General features: G+C 59.4%; 16 protein-coding genes and 1 riboswitch. Of the genes, 6 read left to right on the top strand and 10 right to left on the bottom strand.

Annotated features, from left to right (window positions below):
- Positions 1 to 2 precede the first annotated feature (2 nt).
- The 3 genes from zapE to PFAS1_RS16500 all read right to left on the bottom strand — a co-directional run bounded on the left by zapE (position 3) and on the right by PFAS1_RS16500 (position 3,198).
- The gene (gene zapE, locus PFAS1_RS16510) at positions 3 to 1,097 is read right to left on the bottom strand and encodes a cell division protein ZapE (RefSeq protein WP_074880131.1); all 1,095 of its coding nucleotides are present in this window, start codon (positions 1,095 to 1,097) and stop codon (positions 3 to 5) included.
- Between the two features lie 91 nt (positions 1,098 to 1,188).
- On the bottom strand, positions 1,189 to 2,544 hold the full coding sequence (locus PFAS1_RS16505) for a tryptophan--tRNA ligase (RefSeq protein WP_076029824.1): 1,356 nt from the start codon (positions 2,542 to 2,544) through the stop codon (positions 1,189 to 1,191).
- A gap of 24 nt (positions 2,545 to 2,568) precedes the next feature.
- Complete coding sequence (locus tag PFAS1_RS16500) at positions 2,569 to 3,198, bottom strand: alpha/beta hydrolase (RefSeq protein ID WP_076029823.1); 630 nt, start codon at positions 3,196 to 3,198, stop codon at positions 2,569 to 2,571.
- A 144-nt stretch (positions 3,199 to 3,342) separates the two neighbouring features.
- Here PFAS1_RS16500 and PFAS1_RS16495 point away from each other — a divergent pair, with 144 nt between their 5' ends.
- Positions 3,343 to 3,777: a Z-ring associated ZapG family protein gene (locus PFAS1_RS16495; protein WP_008155956.1), complete on the top strand. Its 435-nt coding sequence runs from the start codon at positions 3,343 to 3,345 to the stop codon at positions 3,775 to 3,777.
- A gap of 242 nt (positions 3,778 to 4,019) precedes the next feature.
- Here the strand turns inward: PFAS1_RS16495 and PFAS1_RS16490 are convergent, their stop codons facing one another.
- Together PFAS1_RS16490 and PFAS1_RS16485 are read right to left on the bottom strand one after the other, a co-directional pair.
- Positions 4,020 to 4,751, bottom strand: a complete 732-nt coding sequence (locus tag PFAS1_RS16490; protein ID WP_076029822.1) for a YiaD family glycine zipper/OmpA-like lipoprotein — start codon at positions 4,749 to 4,751, stop codon at positions 4,020 to 4,022.
- Positions 4,752 to 4,854: 103 nt separating this feature from the next.
- The gene (locus PFAS1_RS16485; protein ID WP_046048274.1) at positions 4,855 to 5,499 is read right to left on the bottom strand and encodes an MBL fold metallo-hydrolase; all 645 of its coding nucleotides are present in this window, start codon (positions 5,497 to 5,499) and stop codon (positions 4,855 to 4,857) included.
- Between the two features lie 233 nt (positions 5,500 to 5,732).
- Here PFAS1_RS16485 and PFAS1_RS16480 point away from each other — a divergent pair, with 233 nt between their 5' ends.
- A complete protein-coding gene (locus PFAS1_RS16480) occupies positions 5,733 to 6,503 on the top strand; it encodes a PP2C family serine/threonine-protein phosphatase (RefSeq protein WP_076029821.1) in 771 nt (256 codons plus the stop codon).
- Positions 6,504 to 6,605: 102 nt separating this feature from the next.
- Here PFAS1_RS16480 and PFAS1_RS16475 read toward each other — a convergent pair whose 3' ends face one another.
- The 4 genes from PFAS1_RS16475 to PFAS1_RS16455 form a co-directional block, all read right to left on the bottom strand.
- Complete coding sequence (locus tag PFAS1_RS16475) at positions 6,606 to 9,341, bottom strand: winged helix-turn-helix domain-containing protein (protein WP_076029820.1); 2,736 nt, start codon at positions 9,339 to 9,341, stop codon at positions 6,606 to 6,608.
- Positions 9,342 to 9,638: 297 nt separating this feature from the next.
- The gene (locus PFAS1_RS16470; protein ID WP_076029819.1) at positions 9,639 to 11,003 is read right to left on the bottom strand and encodes a DUF1329 domain-containing protein; all 1,365 of its coding nucleotides are present in this window, start codon (positions 11,001 to 11,003) and stop codon (positions 9,639 to 9,641) included.
- Between the two features lie 28 nt (positions 11,004 to 11,031).
- On the bottom strand, positions 11,032 to 12,969 hold the full coding sequence (locus tag PFAS1_RS16465) for a DUF1302 domain-containing protein (RefSeq protein ID WP_076029818.1): 1,938 nt from the start codon (positions 12,967 to 12,969) through the stop codon (positions 11,032 to 11,034).
- A gap of 335 nt (positions 12,970 to 13,304) precedes the next feature.
- Positions 13,305 to 14,987 carry a fatty acid--CoA ligase gene (locus tag PFAS1_RS16455; RefSeq protein ID WP_076029817.1) on the bottom strand — a complete coding sequence of 561 codons (1,683 nt, stop codon included), beginning with the start codon at positions 14,985 to 14,987 and terminating at the stop codon, positions 13,305 to 13,307.
- A gap of 351 nt (positions 14,988 to 15,338) precedes the next feature.
- On the opposite strand from PFAS1_RS16455, the gene PFAS1_RS16450 reads away from it, so the two are divergent.
- Positions 15,339 to 16,232 (top strand): glycosyltransferase family 2 protein, encoded by an 894-nt coding sequence (locus tag PFAS1_RS16450; RefSeq protein ID WP_074880154.1) that lies wholly within the window; start codon positions 15,339 to 15,341, stop codon positions 16,230 to 16,232.
- Between the two features lie 7 nt (positions 16,233 to 16,239).
- Here PFAS1_RS16450 and PFAS1_RS16445 read toward each other — a convergent pair whose 3' ends face one another.
- Positions 16,240 to 16,869 carry a LysE family translocator gene (locus PFAS1_RS16445; RefSeq protein ID WP_076029816.1) on the bottom strand — a complete coding sequence of 210 codons (630 nt, stop codon included), beginning with the start codon at positions 16,867 to 16,869 and terminating at the stop codon, positions 16,240 to 16,242.
- A 92-nt stretch (positions 16,870 to 16,961) separates the two neighbouring features.
- Between PFAS1_RS16445 and PFAS1_RS16440 the strand changes: the two genes are divergently transcribed.
- The 3 genes from PFAS1_RS16440 (at position 16,962) to PFAS1_RS16430 (ending at position 19,796) form a co-directional block, all read left to right on the top strand.
- Positions 16,962 to 17,927, top strand: coding sequence for a 2-hydroxyacid dehydrogenase (locus tag PFAS1_RS16440; protein ID WP_076029815.1), 966 nt, complete (start codon positions 16,962 to 16,964; stop codon positions 17,925 to 17,927).
- A 32-nt stretch (positions 17,928 to 17,959) separates the two neighbouring features.
- The gene (locus tag PFAS1_RS16435) at positions 17,960 to 18,958 is read left to right on the top strand and encodes a class I SAM-dependent methyltransferase (protein ID WP_074880163.1); all 999 of its coding nucleotides are present in this window, start codon (positions 17,960 to 17,962) and stop codon (positions 18,956 to 18,958) included.
- A 40-nt stretch (positions 18,959 to 18,998) separates the two neighbouring features.
- Positions 18,999 to 19,123: riboswitch (yybP-ykoY riboswitch) on the top strand.
- Between the two features lie 88 nt (positions 19,124 to 19,211).
- Entirely contained in the window at positions 19,212 to 19,796 is a 585-nt protein-coding gene (locus tag PFAS1_RS16430) for a TMEM165/GDT1 family protein (protein ID WP_074880165.1), read from the top strand.
- The last annotated feature ends 13 nt before the right edge of the window (positions 19,797 to 19,809 follow it).

Here is a 19,809-nt window from a genome sequence, read left to right as displayed (position 1 = left end):
TCCTACGGCTTGTGGGCCCGGGACAGGAACTCGTGGGATTGCATTTCCAGCAGGCGACTCAGGGTGCGCTGGAACTCGAAGTTCAGTCGACCGCCGGTGTAGAGGTCCTTGAGCTCGACTTCAGCGGAAATGATCAGCTTCACGTTACGGTCGTAGAACTCGTCGACCATGTTGATAAAGCGCCGGGCGATGTCGTCGGTGGTGACGCTCATTTGCTCGACACCGCTGAGCAACACGGCGTGGAAGATCTTGCCCAGTTCGATGTAATCGTTCTGGCTGCGCGGGCCGTCGCAGAGTTCGCGGAAGTCGAACCAGGCCACGTCATCGCACGTGCGCAAAGCACGGATTTCGCGGTTCTCGATCATCAGCACATCGTTCTCGATGGCTGCCGTGCATTCCGGCGTCAGGGCGCGGAAGCTCTTGCGCAGGCTTTCGTGGGACGCATCATCCAGCGGGAAGTGGAACAGTTCCGCTTGCTCGAGGTGACGCAGACGGTAATCGACGCCGCTGTCGACGTTGACGATCTCGGTGTGCTGCTTGATCAGCGCAATCGCTGGCAGGAAGCGCGCACGTTGCAGGCCGTCCTTGTACAGGCCGTCCGGCACGATGTTCGACGTCGCGACCAGGGTCACCCCGTTCTTGAACAGCTCTTCCATCAGCGTGCCAAGGATCATCGCGTCGGTGATGTCGGAGACGAAGAATTCATCGAAACAAATCACTCGCGACTCGTCAGAGAAACGCTTGGCGATGATGGTCAGCGGGTTTTTCTCGCCACCCAGGGTCTTCATCTCTTCATGCACGCGCTTCATGAAGCGGTGGAAGTGAGTGCGGGTCTTTTCCTTGAACGGCAGCGCTTCGAAGAAGGTGTCGACCAGATAGGTCTTGCCGCGACCGACGCCGCCCCAAAAGTACAGGCCCTTGATCGGTGCCGCGTCTTTTTTGCCAAACAGTTTGCCGAACAGGCCCGGCTTGCTCTGCGAGGCCGCGACCAGATCGTCGTACAGGCGCTGCAAATGGCGCACCGCAGTTTCCTGCGCGGCGTCATGGAAGAATTCCGGGCGTTTCAGATCAGCTTGATATCGTTCTAGGGGCGTCATAATTCGTTAGCAAGGCAACAAAAACGGGCCGTCACTGTAGCGACGGCCCGTGGGAATGGCAATCAGCCCTTGGTCGGGCCGAGCCGCTGATTTATTCCTGAACCGGCGTCAGAGCCACTCGCAGGGTCTCGATGGCAGCATCGCGGGCGGCGCTGTCAGCAAAGGCCGGGCTGTCGGCAACGCACTCGCATTCGAGCCAGACGCTGAAGCTCAGGTCTTCGCTGCGCACGTCCAATGGCTGGCCCGATTGCAGTTGCTTGGTCACTTGCCCTGCGGTTTTACCGTCGGCGAAGTTGCGCGACAGCAGCAGTTGTTCGCCGTCGGCCGCCAGCAGACGGAAGCGGAAACTGCCATCGTCTTCACGGAAACTGACGAAACGCGCGGCTTTCGCAGCTTTCTTCTTGGTCGTCGCCGCGACCTGGGTCTGAGCGACGAAAGAACGCAGGCCAACCGCTTCACGCAGTTCGTGAAGGAACGGTGTCGCCACCGAACGAGCCTTTTTGGCGCCGAGCTGCAGCATGTCTTCCAGGTCCGCCGGACGTTCGATCAACTGGTGATAACGCTCGCGGGATTCGCCCAATTCGCTGTCGAGCAACTGGAACAGACGATTCTTCGCCTCACCCCAACCCAGGCCCTGCAACAATTCGCTGCGGAATTCCTCGGACTGCGCCGGGGTGGCGAAGGCCTGGAACAAGGTGAACAGGTGCGAGTTATCCGGATCTTTCGCCTCGCCCGGCGCGCGGGAGTCGGTGACGATCCGCGAAATCGCGTCCTTCATTTCCTTGGCGCTGCTGAACAACGGAATGGTGTTGTCGTAGCTCTTGGACATCTTGCGACCGTCGAGGCCTGGCAGCGTGGCGACGCTTTCTTCGATCAACGCCTCGGGCATGGTGAAGAATTCTTTGCCCTGGCCGAACAGGTGGTTGAAGCGCTGGCCGATGTCACGGGCCATTTCCACGTGCTGGATCTGGTCACGACCGACCGGCACCTTATGAGCGTTGAACATCAGAATGTCCGCGGCCATCAGCACCGGGTAGCTGTACAGACCCATGGTGATGCCGGCGTCCGGGTCTTCGCCGGTTTCGACATTCTTGTCCACCGATGCCTTGTAGGCGTGGGCGCGGTTGAGCAGGCCCTTGGCGGCAACGCAGGTCAGCAGCCAGGTCAGCTCGGGGATTTCCGGGATGTCGGACTGGCGATAGAAGGTTACGCGCTCCACATCCAGGCCACCGGCCAGCCAGGTCGCGGCGATTTCCAGACGCGAGCGCTGGATGCGCAGCGGGTCATCGCATTTGATCAGGGCGTGGTAGTCGGCCAGGAAGTAGAACGAATCGGCATTGCTGTCACGGCTGGCGATGATCGCCGGGCGGATCGCGCCGGCGTAGTTGCCCAGGTGCGGCGTGCCGGTGGTGGTGATGCCGGTGAGGATACGGGTACGAGTCGTCATGGGTAATCGCTTGTCAGACTGCAATCAATTCGAAAGACGCGGCAGGATCAGATCCTTGAGATCGGTCAGCTTGCCATGAAAAAAGTGTCCGCATTCTGCCACTTTCAGCAGCTCATGGGGGCGCTCGAGTTTCGAGGACCAGTCGTAAACGAGCTGCGGATCGATGACTTCGTCGGTTTCCGGCTGGATCAGCGTCAGTTCGCCTTGCTGCGGCAGTTGATCCTGATCGCCCAGGCGCATCACCGCAGGCGCAACCATGAACAGGTGCTTGAGCGGCTCACCCTTGGCTTCCAGACGTCCGCCGAGACTGGCTGCAACAAAACCGCCGAAGGAGAAGCCGAACAGCGTCAGCGGCAACTCGGGGTGTTTGGCCCGCAACCATTCGGCAACGGCCTGGGCGTCGTCGACTTCGCCGGTGCCCATGTCGTGGGTGCCTTCGCTGGCACCGACGCCACGGTAGTTGAACCGCAAAGTAATCAAACCAGCATCGCGAGCGGTGCGCTGCAAGGTCGAGACGACTTTGTTGAGCATGGTGCCGCCCTGCACCGGGTTTGGATGGCAAATCAGCGCCACGCCGCGGGGCTGCTCGTTTTCCAGGTAAAGTGCTTCCAGTTGACCCACCGGGCCATCAATCACTACAGGGGTTTCGCGCATAAGCAAGGAAGGAACTCCGTGACCTCGAATCGGGTCGACTCGTCTAGCAAATTGTCTGTGCCAATCTATTGCGAGTGAATCGCGGTATACAGCGCAGGTTCGAGCCGTTAACGTAAAGCAAAGCCGTTTATAGAGGAAGGACTCGTGGAACACTCGCTCTTAGTTTGGTTGTTACCGACTCTTGCCCTGGTTGTGGGTGTCGCCATTGGTTTCCTGATCGCTCGCCTGGTGCCGAATGCCGCGCCTAGCAGCACGCAACGTCAGCTGGATGACATTCAGGAACGTTTCGACAGTTATCAGAACGAGGTGGTTACCCACTTCAACAGCACTGCAACACTGGTCAAGAAGCTGACTCAGAGCTATCAGGAAGTGCAGGATCACCTCGCCGAGGGCGCCAACCGCCTGGCCCTGGACGAGCAAACCCGCCAACGCCTGCTGGCCTCGCTGCACGCTGATGCGGCAGCCGCCCCACGGGAACGCCTGACGCCGCCGCGCAATCAGGAGCCGCCTCGCGACTACGCCCCCAAAGCCCCGAACGCGCCGGGCATGCTCGATGAGCATTACGGCCTGAAGAAGTAATCAGGTTTCGCGCACCATGAAAAAGCCCTCGGACAAGTGATTGTCCGAGGGCTTTTTTGTTGCTGATGGTTTAGTTGCCAGTTCGGGCCTCTTCGCGAGCAAGCCCGCTCCCACATTTGGAATGCACTCCCCTGTGGGAGCGGGCTTGCTCGCGAAGAGGCCCTGACTGACGGCACAAAAAAGCCCGCCCGATCTGTTGAGGATCGAGCGGGCTTTTTTACGCCTGGGGTTCAGTTAGACGCTTATGGATACTGCTGAACCGTACCTTGCTGTTGCTGACCACCATACTGCTGACCCGGAATCGCCTTCAGGTTGACCTCGACCCGGCGGTTCTGTGCCCGGCCATTGGCATCACCGTTGCTGGCAATCGGGTTATCCGGCCCGGCACCGCGAGCCGACAGGTTGGCACCGCTCACGCCCTGAGACGTCAGGTAAGTCGCCACGCTCTGGGCCCGACGCTGGGACAGGTCCATGTTGTGCTGCCGGCTGCCGGTGCTGTCGGTGTAGCCGACGATCTCGATCTGGTTCTGGCTGAACTCCTTGAGCGAGCCCGCCAGGTTGTTCAACGGCTGATAGAAACCCGAGGCGATGTTCGCCGAATCGGTGGCGAAGGTGATGTTGCCCGGCATGATCAGTTTGATCTGATCACCCTGGCGCTGCACTTCCACCCCGGTGTTGGCCATGCTGGCCCGCAGCTTTTTCTCTTGCTGGTCGGCGTAATACCCGTAACCGGCGGCGGAAGCACCGACCACCGCGGCGCCAATCAGCGCGCCCTTGCCACGGTTATCGTGACTGATCGCGGCCCCGGCCAAAGCACCGGCCAGAGCGCCGAGGCCACCGTATTTAGCGGTTTTGCTCATGCCCGTGGAACCACCGTCGGCCTGGCCCTGGTTGTCGTAAGGGTTAGGCGAGGCGCAGCCAGACAGCAAGGCCACAGCCGTAGCGACAATAATCAAACGCTGCTTGGTGAACATGTAGAGCTCCTACTTTTTTTGCATTCTGTGGTGCAACGGACAAGGCATTAAACCTTTGCGGGCGTTGGATCGTTTCAGCGGACAAAAATTCCGTCTGTAACAATTAAGCCCGTACAAAAGGGTTCTCGCGCATTTCATCGCCAAGACGTGTGTCCGGACCATGCCCGGTCACCACCGTCGCCTCTTCATCGAGGGTGTACAGCCGCTGCTTGATCGACCGCACGATGGTCGCCTGATCGCCACCCCACAAATCCGTGCGCCCTACCCCGCGACGAAACAACGTGTCACCGGCAATCAGCAGCTTAGCTTCTGAAAACCAAAAGCTCATGGAGCCCGGCGTATGACCCGGCGTGTGCAACGCCACGCCACAGCCGCAGGCCAGTTCTTCATCATCGGCCAACCAGCGATCCGGCGGCGGAACCGGGGTGTAGGGCACACCGAACATCTGGCATTGCATCTCCAGGTTGTCCCACAGAAATTGATCTTCTTTATGCAGGTGCAGGGTAGCACCGGTTTTTTCCTTCAACTGACCGGAAGCCAGAAAGTGGTCGAGGTGAGCATGGGTGTGAATGATGCTGACCACCTTCAGGCCCAATGCGTCGAGCCGCGCGAGGATCAGTTCGTGGTTACCGCCCGGATCGACCACGATGGCCTTTTTGGTGATCGGATCGCCGATGATCGTGCAGTTGCACTGCAAAGGGCCGACGGGGAAGGTCTCTCGGATGAGGGCAGTATTGGGGGTTTGCATGGGTTAAATCCTGGTGCCAGGGCTGGGTACTGCGGTTGTGATCCGCAAAATTGATAGGTTATCCTCGCGCCGCGCCAGTTTTGAAACAAGACGGCAGGAAGCCAATGCCTGGTTCAAACGACTCTTGAAGCGTTTTTTCTAACGCTCAGCCCAAAAAGGATAATCCCATGCAAGAAGACTATCTCCTTCATCAGGACATTAAAGGTATCGAAGCCTGGGCACAGGTCTGAACCATGCCTGAGATCCCGATAGACTTCAGCTGTAAAACGACCTGCGCGTTTGTGCCAGGACGCTCGCACCTCAAGACTCAAACCCCTTGCCAGGACTATGTCGCGGCCAGAGAGTCCAACGAGGTGACCTGCATTTCATTGGCCAATGGGGCCGGCTCCCGAGCCAGCTCTGCAATCGGCGCCCAGGTAGCGGTCACGGCGACCCTGGCCTTTGTCTGCAAAAACTTTGAAAGCCTCTGGCAAAACATGGACAAACACAACGCGAAGGCAACCCAGCGCCTGGTTAATCGCTGCCTCGATGCGTTCAGGCGTAAATCTGCAAAGCTCGGCGGCGAGATCAATGACCTGGCCTGCAACTTGTCATTCGTCGCTTACTCAAGAGGCCGCTACCTGGCAGGCCACTTGGGCGATGGCGTCATCGCAAGCGTTGATGCGGACGGACAACTTCAGGCACTTTCTCATCCGGAAAATGGCGAGCTTGCCAACAGCCCCCTGCTTCTGACTGACCATAAAGCGGCGTCGCGACTCAGGTTGTACCGTGGGCCAATCGAAGCCACGACTGGCTTCGCGATCATAAGCGACGGCAGCGCAGAAAGCCTCTATGACAAAGTCAGCGGCGTCCCCGCCCCGGAGATTGAAAAGCTGCTGGAACTGAATGCAACGCTGCCCAGAAAAAAAATGAGAGAAGTGCTGGGTGACAACCTGCAACAGTCCATTGCCAGTAAAACCGAAGATGACTGCTCCCTGGGCTTACTGTCGATCCTGAAGCCCTGAATCGACGTGAGGCAAACGCCCCGGAGTGACTGCCTCCGAGGAGAAATGACCGAAACCTCTGATCGCAAGGCCCACCTTGTGCCAGAGGTCTTTAATCGGTGATTACTGCAATACACCCAACTCTTTCGCCCTGGCGACCGCCTGCGTGCGCCGTTCAACCCCAAGCTTGCTGTTGATATGGCTGGCATGGGTTTTCACCGTGTGCAGCGAAATAAACAACTGATCGCTGATCTCCTGATTCGAACAGCCTTGGGCAATCAGTCGCAGGACGGCCATTTCCCGCGTACTGAGTTGTTCCGCTGCGGCGGATGACTCCGCCGTCCGGGCTGACACTGCCGGAAGCTGCTCTGAAAGGCTCTGCGAAACGGGCGTCGGCACACCGAGTTGAAGTTGGGTACGCAGCCAGTCCGGATGTTCAGCCAACAACCGGTCAAACGGTTGCAGCGCTCCACCGGCCGCCGCTTCCAGCGCCTGACCCAGGGCCTTGCGGGCCTCGGGTTCGCGCCCGCTCCCCAGCAATAACATCACTTTTTGAGTCAGCGCCATCACGCTGAGCAACTGCCTGCCCGTTTGCTGCCTATGCTCAAGCAACGCGTTCAATCGTCCTTCGGCCAGCATCGGTTGCCCCTGAATGACCTCCAGCAAGGCCTGTTGCAACTCGATATGCAGCGGTAGTTGTGGATGGAACTCTGGAGGGGCCGCCGCGTGTTCGCCGTTGTAGGTCTGCCCCAAGCGAGCGAGCCAGGCTTCGGCCAGGTCGGTGCGCCCCTGCGACAGCCAGAGCTCGCATTTGACCAGGGTGATCATCGCCAGGTAGTAGATCGGCGGCACATCCCAGATGTGCATCAGGCGCTCGGCCTCGGCGAGTTCGGCGAAGGCTTTGGCGAATTCGCCGCTGCTTCCCTCAAGCCTGGCGATCACGCAGTGACCGATCAATACGCTGATGTCCCGACAGGCGCGCGCCTCATTCAAACCGGCTTGCAAGCGTGCCCGCGCAGCTTGGGGCTGCAAGCGCAAGGCTAGCAAAAAGCCTTCGTACAGAATCAGTCGGGCGCGCACTGCATAAAGCCGTTGCGGGGATAACGGTTGCAGCCGTTGCAGCCCCTGGCGCACCTCATCCAGTGCACGCAGGATTTCCCCTCGCGCTTGCAGTACGCGAGCGCGATCGTAATGGGCCAGCGCTTCGAACAGCGGGTTGCCGACCCGTTGCGCCAACTCCAGAGATTCTCGGTTCAACTCGCGGGCACGCCACAAGTCGCCATCGGCAATGGCCAGGTTGGACAGGGTCGAGAGGCACATCAGGCGTTGCCCGTAGCGTTTGGCGGGCAGGCTTTCCTGCGCTTCGGTGCAATAGCGCAGCGTCAGCTCACGATTGCCGCGCCCGCGGGCGATGATCCCGCTCAGGGCCAGCCATTGCGCCAGCATGGACTTCTGTGCAGTGGCCGATGGGGCCGGCAGGAAGCGGCTCAAATGACTGGCCAGCTCCTCGGCGGCGTCCAGCTGACAAGCCAGCCCCAACGCCCAGCTGTACAACACGATCAGCCGTGGTGTGCTGACCAGCAGGCTGTCGGGCAGATCCATTTTCCAGCGCAGCAACATGCCGACGTTCTGTTCGGCCAGCAATTGTTCTTCGGAGAGGTTCTGCACCAGGTTCGCCGCGACATCCAGGTGCCCGGCACGCAGCGCCTGCTCAACCGCCTCGTCGAGCAGCCCCTGGGCATTGAACCAGCGACAGGCGCGCAGGTGCAGGCTGGCCGCCGGCACCATCGCTTGAGCGGTAGGCCGGGTGCGCAACAGGTCGGAAAACAAATGGTGGTAGCGATACCAGTGTCCGTTTTCATCCAGTGGCACCAGGAACACCTGGTGGGCCAGCAGAAAACGCAGGATCTCGGCACTGTCATGGGCTTCGCGAACGGCATCGCACAGTTCGCTGCAAAAGCGTTCCTGAGGGGCAGTGTCGTAAAGGAATGACTGCACCTCGGCGGGCAGGCAATCGATGACTTCTTCCAGCAGATAATCGCGGATCAGCCCTTCCCCGCCATGCAAGGTCTGCGGCAAAGCCCCTTGGGAGCCCGCTTCAGACGCCGCCAACAGCCAGAAACGCAACCCGGCAACCCAGCCTTCGCTGCGCTGGATGAGGCTTTCCAGCGCTTCGCCGCGCAAGGAACTGCTGTGCCGATCAAGCAAGGTCAAGGCTTCATCGTGAGTCAGGCGCAAGTCCTGTTCATTCAACTCGAGCAATTGCCGCGACAGCCGCAGGCGCGCCAGATGCCAGTCCGGCCGCTGCCGACTGGTGACCATGACCAGTAAACCGTCAGGCAAGTGATTGAGGAAAAATTGCAGGCAGCGATCGAGAACCGGGCCCTGTGCCAGATGGTAGTCATCCAGCACCAACAGCAGGGGCGTACTCGTTGACAGGTGCACGGCCAACTCATCGAGTAAACCGTCCAGCCATTCCTCAAAGGCAAATGGCTGGTGCCGCTGCCGCATTTTCAGCAGCCCCAGGGACTGGCTGCCCAGTTGCGGAAAAAAGTCCTGGAGGCCTTCGAGCATCCGCTCAAGAAAACGTCCGGGATCGCTGTCTCGCGGACTTAACCCCAGCCACAGACTTTGCCAGTTAGCCGGCAAGCCCTGACAGAACTCCACCGCCAACGAACTCTTGCCAAACCCTGCCGGAGCGCTGACCAGCAACAACCTGCCGCCGAGGCCCGCACTCAGGCGCTCGCACAGACGAGGCCGCAGGACATGGCCGTCAGGCAACGGAGGCCGAAAAAAACGCCCGTCCAGTGCCGCGACGGCAACGCTTGCAGGGCCCGGAGGTGGGGACAGATCAGTCATGGCCGGCTCTTGTTTGAAATGCTGTTGGCGGCGTTGCAGATGTCCGCAGACTAGCGGTAAACGAAGAGGGAATGAAGGTTATTGCTACAAATGGCTACAAAAAGACCGTAGGAGCATGGCTTGCCCGCGATTGGTGGTGACGCGGTGTATCGACAATCATGCGCAGATGATACGGACGCCATCGCGAGCAAGCTCGGCTCCTACAGGCCATAGCGGCTACATCGCTGTGAACTGCAAAAAAAACGCCCCGAACCAGTCGGGGCGTTTTTCGAGGATGCGGCCTCTGTTCAGGACAACTTAGCGAACACCATCCTGGCGCAGAGCGGCCGGAGTGAAGTCGCTGGTGGTGGCGGTGAAGCCGAAGTCATACGCCGACTTCTCTTCGTTCTTCATGCCCAGCGCCAGGTAGCGGCCCGATTGCAGGTCGTACAAGGTTTCCAGGGTGTACCACGGCACTTGAACGTTGTAGTAGTTCTGGGAGTGAGCTTCGGCCACACGCCACAGTTGATTACGACCGTCGTAGTGGTCGATCACGGCCGCTTGCCAGGTATCTTCGTCGATGTAGAAGTCACGCTTGGCATAGATATGACGCTGACCTTCCTTCAAGGTAGCCACCACATGCCAGACCCGGCGCAGCTCGTAACGAGCCAGGTCCTGGTTGATGTGACCGGCCTTGATGATGTCGGCGTATTTCAGTTTCGGATCATCGAGCTTGTAGCTGTCGGAGGCGATGTACATCTCTTTCTTGCCTTCGAGTTTCCAGTCGTAACGATCCGGCGCACCGTTGTACATGTCCAGGTTGTCGGAGGTACGCAGGCCATCGGCTGCAGTACCCGGCCCGTCATAGGACACTTGTGGTGCGCGACGCACACGACGCTGACCGGCGTTGTAGACCCACGCCGAACGCGGTTCCTTTACCTGGTCGAGGGTTTCGTGCACCAGCAGCACACCACCGGCCAGACGTGCCGGCGCGGTCACTTTCTGCTTGAAGTAGAACAGGATGTTGCCCGGGTTCGCCGGATCGTAATCCTTCATCTTGTCGCGGAACACGAACTGGTCCTGGAAGTACACCAGGCTGTACGAGCCGTTCGGCTGCGGCGTGGCCTGGGTCACCAGACGGGTCACGCTGCCACCGCGATAACGGGTGATGTGGTTCCAGATGACTTCGACGCCGGTCTTCGGAATCGGGAATGGAATGGCGGTTTCGAAGTTCTCCAGACCGTTGCCGCCGGACACCAGGTTAGTGGACGTGGCGTTTTTCTTGATGGAGGCAAACACCGCATCCGGCACGGTCGCGCCGCGATGGGACGGATAGACCGGCATTTTGAAGGTTTCCGGGTAGCGCTTGAACATCGCGTACTGGCCCGGTGCGAGTTTGTCCTTGTACTGGTCGACATTCTGCGCGGTGATGGTGAACAGTGGTTTTTCACTGGCGAACGGGTCGGACAGGAAACCTTTGCTGTCGGCGGTGCCGGCGTTTTTCGCCATCGGCTTCCAGGCCGGGATCGATCCGTCGGCGTTACCCGCCATCTCGGCGCCCATCGGCGTCAGGCTCTTGCCCAGTTTGTCCGCTTCGGCCGCAGGGACCGCTGCCATGACGCCGGTCGCCAGCAGCGAAAGCCCCAGAACACCGACGTGGAACAGACTCTTTGTTATTTTCATAGGTGTGTTCGTCCTGATAATGCAGTGCTTAGAAGTTCACGCCGAAGCTGAGCGCAACGAAATCGCGGTCATCGACGGTGGTGTACTTGCCATCAAAGAAGTTGGTGTAAGCCAGGCTCGCGGTGTAGGTGTTCTGGTACTCGGCATCGACACCCAGGCTCACCGCTTTGCGGCCTTCCTCGAAGTTGCCGCCAGGACCAGGCGAGTAGCCTTCCACGTCATGAGACCAGGCCACGTTCGGCTTGAGGTTCACACCGGCGAACACGTCGTTGTATTCCCAGATGGCACGACCACGGTAGCCCCAGGAGTTTGCGGTGGTGAACCCGTCGTTTTCGCAGTAGCGACTGACGTTGTTTTGTGGTCCGCCGGCCAGGGTGCCGCTGTTCAATGTCTGGCACTGACCACCGGGCAATGGACCGGGGCCGTAGCTCGGGTCACGGCCGTAACGCGCTTTGTTAGTGCTTTCCAGACCACCAACGTGAGTAAAGCCGACCTCGCCCACCAGGGTCAGTCGCTCGGCGCCCATCACCTGGTCGAAGAAGTGAGTAAGGGTCGTCTGGAGCTGGGTCACTTCCTTGCGGCGATAGCCTTTTTGATCCTCCCCTGGCGCCCCCTGGAGCACGGAAACGTTAGGGTTCAGCGGCGTCAGACCGGAAAACAGAATGTCGGTGGTGTTGAGCTGAACGGGAGCATTCGGCCGGTAGCTGACTTCACCGCTCCACGCAGTACCTGTCGGTAGCGTCGTGGAGAAGCTCAAGCCATACAGGCGAATATCTTCAGGGTACTCGACGTAGTAGCTGGAGTTACCGGCCACGTTCAATGGCAACAAGGTCGGTGCCAGGCTTGCCGCGACACCGGCCGGAACCCCCGCAGCCCTCAGTGAACCCACCAGGCCCGCCGCGCTGTAAGCGCTCGCCGGAGCACCTTTGCCGCTGAAAATCGGCGCACGGCTGTGGTAGTTCATGAAGTAGGCGCCGAACTCGGTGTCCAGCGGATCGAACATGTATTTGAAGGACACGCCGAATTGACCGCTGTCACGGGCATCGCGATCCGGACCGCGACGAACGATTACGCCTTCATCAGGGTCTCCCCAGGTGACGCCCCTGGCAGCCAGGGTGTTGATGCTGGCATTACGCAACGAAGCCGGCAGCCCCGCCGCCGTCAATGCGCTGTTGAGCCCGTTCCGGGTGCGCAGTACGGCCAGGTTGTTGTCGCAGCCATCCGAAATCACGTCTGGTTGCGAGAAGAAGGTGCCGCAGTTGTCGGTGACGGTCTGGTCCCATTCGAGCTGGTAGAAAGCTTCGGTCGAGAGGTTCTCGGTGAGACTCTGCGAGACGTAGAACATGTTGACCGGGATCAGGCCTTCCTTGATCTCGGCACCGGGACGACGGAACGCGGACACGTCGATCGGGTTGATCGAGTTGATACCACCGCCGATGAAGGTACTTTCACCCCAACTTACTACTTGCTTGCCCAGGCGCACGGAGCCCGGCTGATCGGCAACGGCGTAGTTGTGGTAGACGAAAGCGTCGAGGATCTGACCGCCGGAGGACTTGGCGCCTTCCTTGCGGTTGTTGTCGCTGATGTCCTTGAACGGACGGCTTTCGTCCTTGAGTTCAAAGTCGTACCAGTATTTGCCACGGACGAAAACGCCGGTGTCGCCATATTTCAATTCAAGGTCATGGATACCCTTGAAGATCTTGGAGAACGTTTCGCCACTCTTGAAGTTCAGGTGACCGTCGTCCGAAGTCTGGGACAGGCCACGGCCGCCGTTGTTGACGCCGATGAGGTTCTTGTTGGGACTTTGAGTCGACCAGCTGGAACCGATCGACAGGGACGAGTCGAACTGACCTTCGATTTCCCCAACGTTGAAACTGACGCCGAATGCTGGCCCGGCGAGCGAAGAGGCAAGACTGACCGCCAGGGGCAGTTTTGCCCGGCGCCAGAACTGGTTTACTGATGTCATCGACGCTACTCCATGTGCATTATTGTTATGGCAGTGAGCACTTTTAAAAACGCTTGGATGACGGGGAGCCAAGGTGTCCCCAAGTCATTCCAAAGTTGCATCGCCCCGGTTTGTGCGTTTGCCCCGTTCTTAAAAATCCTTGAGCGGACTATAGCCAGCAGGTAGTACTGCTTGATCCCTCTAAAGTGTGATTTGCAGCTGCCAGCCACTCTGGAACAGTCCTTTGCCAAGCCGACACCCGTCGGCACGGCAAGAATGGCTGAAATTTCAGATTTGACAAGCCAAGCGCTTGCTTGGTGGGGCTGGCGTGCCCTTTTGGGCACGCCAGGTGACGCTTAAAGCGTCGAGAGGAAGGTGCTGTTGTTAGCTTGCCATTCGGTGATGTCGACACGAATACGCTTCTTGTCGAGTTTGCCGACACTGGTCTTGGGAATTTCAGTAACAAGGGCGATCTGGCTTGGGATGGCCCACTTGCTCAGGTGCCCCTGTTCCACGAACGGCTTGAGGTGTTCCTTCAGTTCCTTGGCCCCAATCTCATGGCCTTCGCGGACCACCAGCAGGGCGAACGGACGTTCGCCCCACTGCGGATCGGCGATGCCCACCACTGCTACTTCGCGTACCGCAGGGTGGCGACTGATCAAGTCTTCAAGGTCCAGGGAGGAGATCCACTCTCCGCCGGTCTTGATCACGTCCTTGATCCGGTCGCGAATGTCGATCACACCCATGCTGTCCAGAGTCGCCACGTCACCGGTGTGCAACCAGCCTCCGGCCCAGAGCTCTGCGCCTTTCTGCGGCTCCTTGAAATAGCCCTCGGTGAGCCACGGCGCACGCAACACCAGTTCGCCCTGGGTCTCGCCATCGGCGGGCAGGAAGTTGCCGTCGGTATCGACGATCGCCGCTTCCACCAATGGGCCTGGTACACCGGCCTTTATCCTGTACGTGGTGCGTTCGTCTTCGGTGCCGGCCATCAGCTCGTCATTGAGGTGTGCACACGATACCAACGGCCCGGTTTCCGACATGCCATACGCGGCGGTCAATTGAATGCCCTTGGCCTTGGCCGCGTCGTAAAGGGCATGGTTCAGCGCGCTGCCGCCGATGACGATTTTCCAGCCGCCGAAATCCGTGCCTTGCGCCGCTTTGGCATTGAGGACCATTTGCAGGATGGTCGGCACGCAATGGGAAAAGGTGACCTTCTCCTTGCGCCACAGCTCCACCAGGTACTCAGGGTCATAGCGACCGGGATAGACCTGCTTGAGCCCGAGCATGGTCGCCACATATGGCAGGCCCCAGGCGTGCACATGGAACATCGGGGTGATCGGCATGTAAACGTCGTTGGTGCCCAGCAACCGCACGCTGTCGATGGCGCCCATGATGGTCGACACCCCCATGGTGTGCAGCACCAGTTGCCGATGGGTGAAGTACACACCTTTGGGATTACCGGTGGTGCCGGTGGTGTAGAACGTGGTCGCGACCGAATTTTCGTCGAAGTCCTGGAAGTCGTACTGCGTGCTCGCGGCCGCCAGCAACTGCTCGTACTCGCCGATCAGGTTCGGCAAGTCGGCGGTTTTTTCCGGCAGGTCAGTCAATAGCAAGGTTTTCTCGACGGTGGTCAGGTGCCCGGCAATCGCGTTGTAAAGCCCCACGAACTCACTGTTGACCAGCACAAAGCGGTCCTCGGCGTGGTTCATGGTGTAGAGGATCTGTTCCGGTGACAGGCGCACGTTGATGGTGTGGATCACCGCGCCAATCATCGGGATGGCGAACATGCATTCCAGATAACGATGGCTGTCCCAGTCCATCACCGCCACGGTATCCCCGGCCTTGACGCCGGCTGCCGTCAACACGTTGGCCAGCCTGGCCACCCGTTCGATCAGGGTCGGATAGCTGTAGCGCAACTGGTCGCGGTAAATGATCTCGCGGGTTTTTTCATAACGAGCGCCGGACATCAGCAGCCGTTTAATCAGCAGCGGATACTGGTAAGCGCCTTCGGCTGGAGGGATAACGCGAGTCTGCAACATAAGAGTCCCTTTTCTGACTACACGGTCGTGGCTGAAAGTAAGCACTTTAGTGCCCTTGGGCGCCAGCCAAATCAGCCAAAGGAATGATTTGCAGAACAGGGGCAAATGCTAGCTTTGCGCCACTGTCTGGACTGTTTCGTCGGGAATTCGGCAGTTGCGTTGTAAAACGTTGCAACGCATGCTCGTAACACTTGTCTGTGAGCCTACGTACCATACGGACATGATGAGCCGATCGGTTGGCAGCCAAACAGGTTGCCTCCCCCTGGTCACCCCGGCCTTCACCTCATCTTCAAGAGAAGGATCTTGTTCACTAGACCTGCCTGGTCAAACGCCATCGGTATTGCATAAATAATGAGCATTGAACTGAACGCCCCCGAGCACTGCCCATCGACACCTGCGCCCCTGGTTTCCATCGTAGCGTCCTGCTACAACATGCAAAAATTTGTGGAAGACGCCCTGAAGAGCATCTTCGCCCAGGACTATCCGAACTTCGAAGTCATCATCGTGAATGACGGGTCCAGCGACGACAGCCTCGCCATTCTCGAGCGATTGCAACAAACCTATGACTTCCAGCTGTATTCGCAACCGAACCAGGGCGTGAGCGCGGCGCTCAACCACGGCTTGCGATACGCCAAAGGCGTCTATGTGGCGACCCCGGACCTGGACGACATCATGCTGCCGGGGTCAGTGCGCATGCGCGCCGAATACCTGGACCAGCACCCGAACGTCGGCTGCGTAGGTGCGTTGGTCAGCTACATGGACAGTGATGGCAACACCATCAAGCAACAACACCGCGACCGGATACACACCTACAACTTCGATCAGGTCCTCAGAGGTGCCGTCGTGGTCGGCGCCCCTGTTGCCCTCTATCGCATGAAAGCGATGCGAAGTGCCGACTTCTACGCGCCGAAGCTGCGGGTTCAGGACTTTCAGATGACGTTGCGGATTGCCCGGCTGGGTTATGAGATCCATGAGTTGCCGATCTGCATGTCCCGCTATCGCCGCCATGCCAACAACCTGTCGAGAAAATACCGGACGCTGCTCCAGGCGGACCTTGAGGCGATCGCGCCGTACGTGAACCATCCCGGCTATCAGAGCGCCCGCACCAGACTGGTGAACAAGGCCCTCAAATATGCCGTGGTCGAGGACAAGAAAGAAGCCTGGCAGCTGTTGCGCTCGATTCCCTGGCGACACCTCAACAGAACCAGCTTCAAACGCTTCAAGCGGCTGGTATTACATCGCTAACCGCTACTCAGTGCATTTCGGTAAATGCGAGTTTCACCCCGATAGCGATCAGTACCGCGCCCATGGTCCGATCGAACCAGTGGCCCATCCGGGCAAAACCTGCGCGCACGCGCTGCTGACTGAACAGCATGGCCACCAGGCAGAACCACACAGCGGTGGCCACCGCGAGGTAGATGCCATAGCCCGCCTGCACCGTCAGCGGCGTGTGCGGATTGATCACCACGGTGAACAGCGAAAGGAAAAACAGCGTCGCTTTCGGGTTCAGGCCGTTGGTCACGAAACCTGAAGTGAAAGCGCCGCGAGCAGTGCGCTCGCCCGCTTCCTTGTGCAAATGATCAGTCGCAGGTTGGGCCGGCTGTGCTCGCAAGGCCTTGAAGCCGATGTACAGCAGGTACGCGGCGGCCGCCCATTTCAAGGCATTAAACAGCACGATCGACTGGGACACGATCAGGCCAATGCCGAGCAACGAATAGCCGACGTGCAGGAAAATGGCGGTGCCGACACCCAACGCGGTCCAGGTGCCAGCGCGACGACCATGAGTCACGCTCTCACGCACCACCACGGCAAAGTCCGGGCCGGGGCTGGCTACGGCCAACAAGTGAATCAGGGCAACGGTCAAAAACTCTGTCCAGTACATGGGGGGATCCTTTTGGCCAAGCGTAACTGTTTGTTTCATCTGATAGGCTCGGCAGATTACGCCTTCAGTTCATTGCACAAAAGGTACAGTTGATGACGAACACTCACCGCGCCGTTTTCCTCGACCACCCGTCCCTGGACTTGGGTGACCTCGACCTCAGCCCGCTGCAAGAGTGTTTCAGCGACTTCAAGCTTTTTGCCCAAACCACGCCGGACCAAGTGATCGAACGCCTCAAGGGCGCCACCGTTGTCATCAGCAACAAAATCCCGATCGATGCCGCCGCCATCGCTGCCAGCCCCGAGTTGAAGCTGATCCTGATCGCCGCCACCGGCACCAACAACGTTGACCTCGTCGCCGCCCGCGCCCACGGGATTACTGTCTGCAACTGTCAGGGTTACGGCACGCCGTCGGTGGCGCAGCACACGATCATGTTGCTGCTCAATCTGGCAACGCGCTTGGCTGATTATCAAAAGGCTGTCGGCGAAGGTCGCTGGCAGCAGGCGAAACAGTTCTGCCTGCTGGATTACCCGATTGTCGAACTGGAAGGCAAAACCCTCGGCCTGCTTGGTCACGGCGAATTGGGCGGCGCGGTCGCACGACTGGCCGAAGCCTTTGGCATGCGTGTACTGCTCGGGCAGATTCCCGGGCGCCCTGCCCGACCGGATCGTTTGCCACTGGATGAGCTGCTGCCGCAAATTGACGCGCTGACCCTGCACTGCCCGCTCAACGAACACACCCGCCATTTCATCGGAGCCCGTGAGCTGGCCTCGATGAAACCCGGTGCGTTCGTGGTCAACACCGCGCGCGGCGGCCTGATTGACGAACAGGCCCTGGCCGATGCCTTGCGCAAAGGCCACCTGGGTGGCGCGGCCACCGACGTGTTGAGCGTCGAGCCACCAACCGCCGGCAATCCGCTGCTGGCCCACGACATTCCGCGATTGATTGTCACCCCGCACAACGCCTGGGGCAGCTGCGAGGCACGTCAGCGGATCGTGGGCCAGTTGACCGAAAACGCGCAGGGATACTTCAGCGGTAAAGCACTGCGGGTCGTCAGTTGATAGACTGCGGCACTTTTTTACAGGAGCAGAGTATGGATCCGCGCAGTGAAGTACTGCTTCGCCAGGCCGAGTTGTTCCAGGGTTCGGTGCTGCTGGCCGGTTTGCCCGCCGATGACTTGCTGGGCCGTCTGCCCGACGCTCATGGCTGGTGCTGGCATGCCGGCGATCAAGCGGCGCTGGACGCCCGTTTTGCCGAGCGTAGCCATTTCGGCGTGAATGTACCGGAGCGCGCGTTCGACACCGCCGTGGTGTTTTTGCCCAAGTCCAAGGACTTGACCGACTACATCCTCAACGCCCTCGCCTCCCGGCTGGCCGGTCGTGAACTGTATTTGGTGGGTGAAAAACGCAGCGGCATCGAAGGCGCGGCCAAGCAACTGAACCCCTTCGGCAAACCGCGCAAACTCGACAGCGCGCGGCATTGTCAGTTGTGGCTGGTTACGGTGGCCACGGCGCCGCAAGCCAAGTCGCTGGAAAGCCTGGCCCAGACTTATGAGTTGCCGCTGGCCGAAGGTCCGCTAAAAGTCATCAGCCTGCCAGGCGTGTTCAGCCACGGTCGGCTGGATCGCGGCAGCGCACTGTTACTGGAGCATCTGGACAAGTTGCCGAGCGGCCATTTGCTGGACTTCGGTTGCGGTGCCGGTGTGTTGGGTGCAGCCGTGAAACGTCGCTACCCACACAACCAGGTCACCTTGCTGGATGTGGATGCGTTTGCCGCCGCCAGCAGTCGTCTGACACTGGCTGCTAACGGCCTGGAAGCTGACGTAATTACCGGTGACGGTATCGACGCCGCACCGATGGGCTTGAGTGCGATTTTGAGCAACCCTCCGTTCCATGTAGGGGTTCACACCGACTACTTCGCCACCGAGAACTTGTTGCGAAAAGCGGCCAAACACCTGAAAAACGGTGGCGAACTGCGCTTGGTAGCCAACAGCTTCCTGAAGTACCAGCCGCTGATCGAGGAGCATCTGGGGGTGTGCGCAATCAAGGCCGAAGGACAGGGTTTCAGAATCTATCGGGCCAAACGCGGCTGATAAATAAGTGCTTGCCTAACGGATTTTGCCTAGGCAGAATCCGCTCCGTCCTAGGGGAGTAGTCTCCCACGAGCGCCATGCTCGTCCGGCATACGTCAACATACTTGGTCAACAGACCATGGCGTATGCGACCCAAGCGTCCGCATCAGACGGATCGCAGGGTTTGACAAGACCTATGACACGAACACCTTACCCGGGGCGGGAAGGCTGTACGTGTCATAGCCGTGTCGACCCGCCCCTTAGGAAAACCCTGATGCTGGATTCACTTCTCGTTCCCACCGCAATCGTTGCCTTGGCCGAAATCGGCGACAAGACGCAACTGCTCGCGCTCATTCTCGCCGCTCGCTTTCGCAAACCCTGGCCAATCATCGCCGGTATCGTCGCGGCAACCCTGGCCAACCACGCAGCAGCCGGCGCAGTAGGCGCCTGGGTCGGAAGTTTCTTCTCGAATGCGACGTTGCACTGGATCCTCGCCGCGAGCTTTACCGCGACCGCATTGTGGACCCTGGTACCGGACAAGATGGATGAGGATGAAGCCAGCACCGCCCGCAAGTTCGGACCGTTCCTGACCACGCTGATCGCGTTTTTCCTTGCCGAGATGGGCGACAAGACTCAAGTCGCCACGGTGATGCTCGCGGCGCAATACCCGGAACTGTGGCTGGTGATCATCGGCACTACCGTCGGGATGTTGATTGCCAACGTGCCGGTCGTTTTGGCCGGTAACTTTGCCGCGGACAAACTGCCCTTGACCCTGATCCGTCGCCTGGCGGCGTCGGCATTCTTCATCCTCGCCATTGTCGCGGTGTACAAGGCGATGCAGAGCAGTGGGTGGGTGTAACTCGGGACATTGA

The sequence above is a fragment of the Pseudomonas frederiksbergensis genome (genome assembly GCF_001952935.1).
GTDB classification, from domain to species: domain Bacteria; phylum Pseudomonadota; class Gammaproteobacteria; order Pseudomonadales; family Pseudomonadaceae; genus Aquipseudomonas; species Aquipseudomonas frederiksbergensis.
The sequence above is the reverse complement of the archived record's forward strand: the minus strand, read 5'-3'. Positions and strand labels throughout refer to the sequence as shown.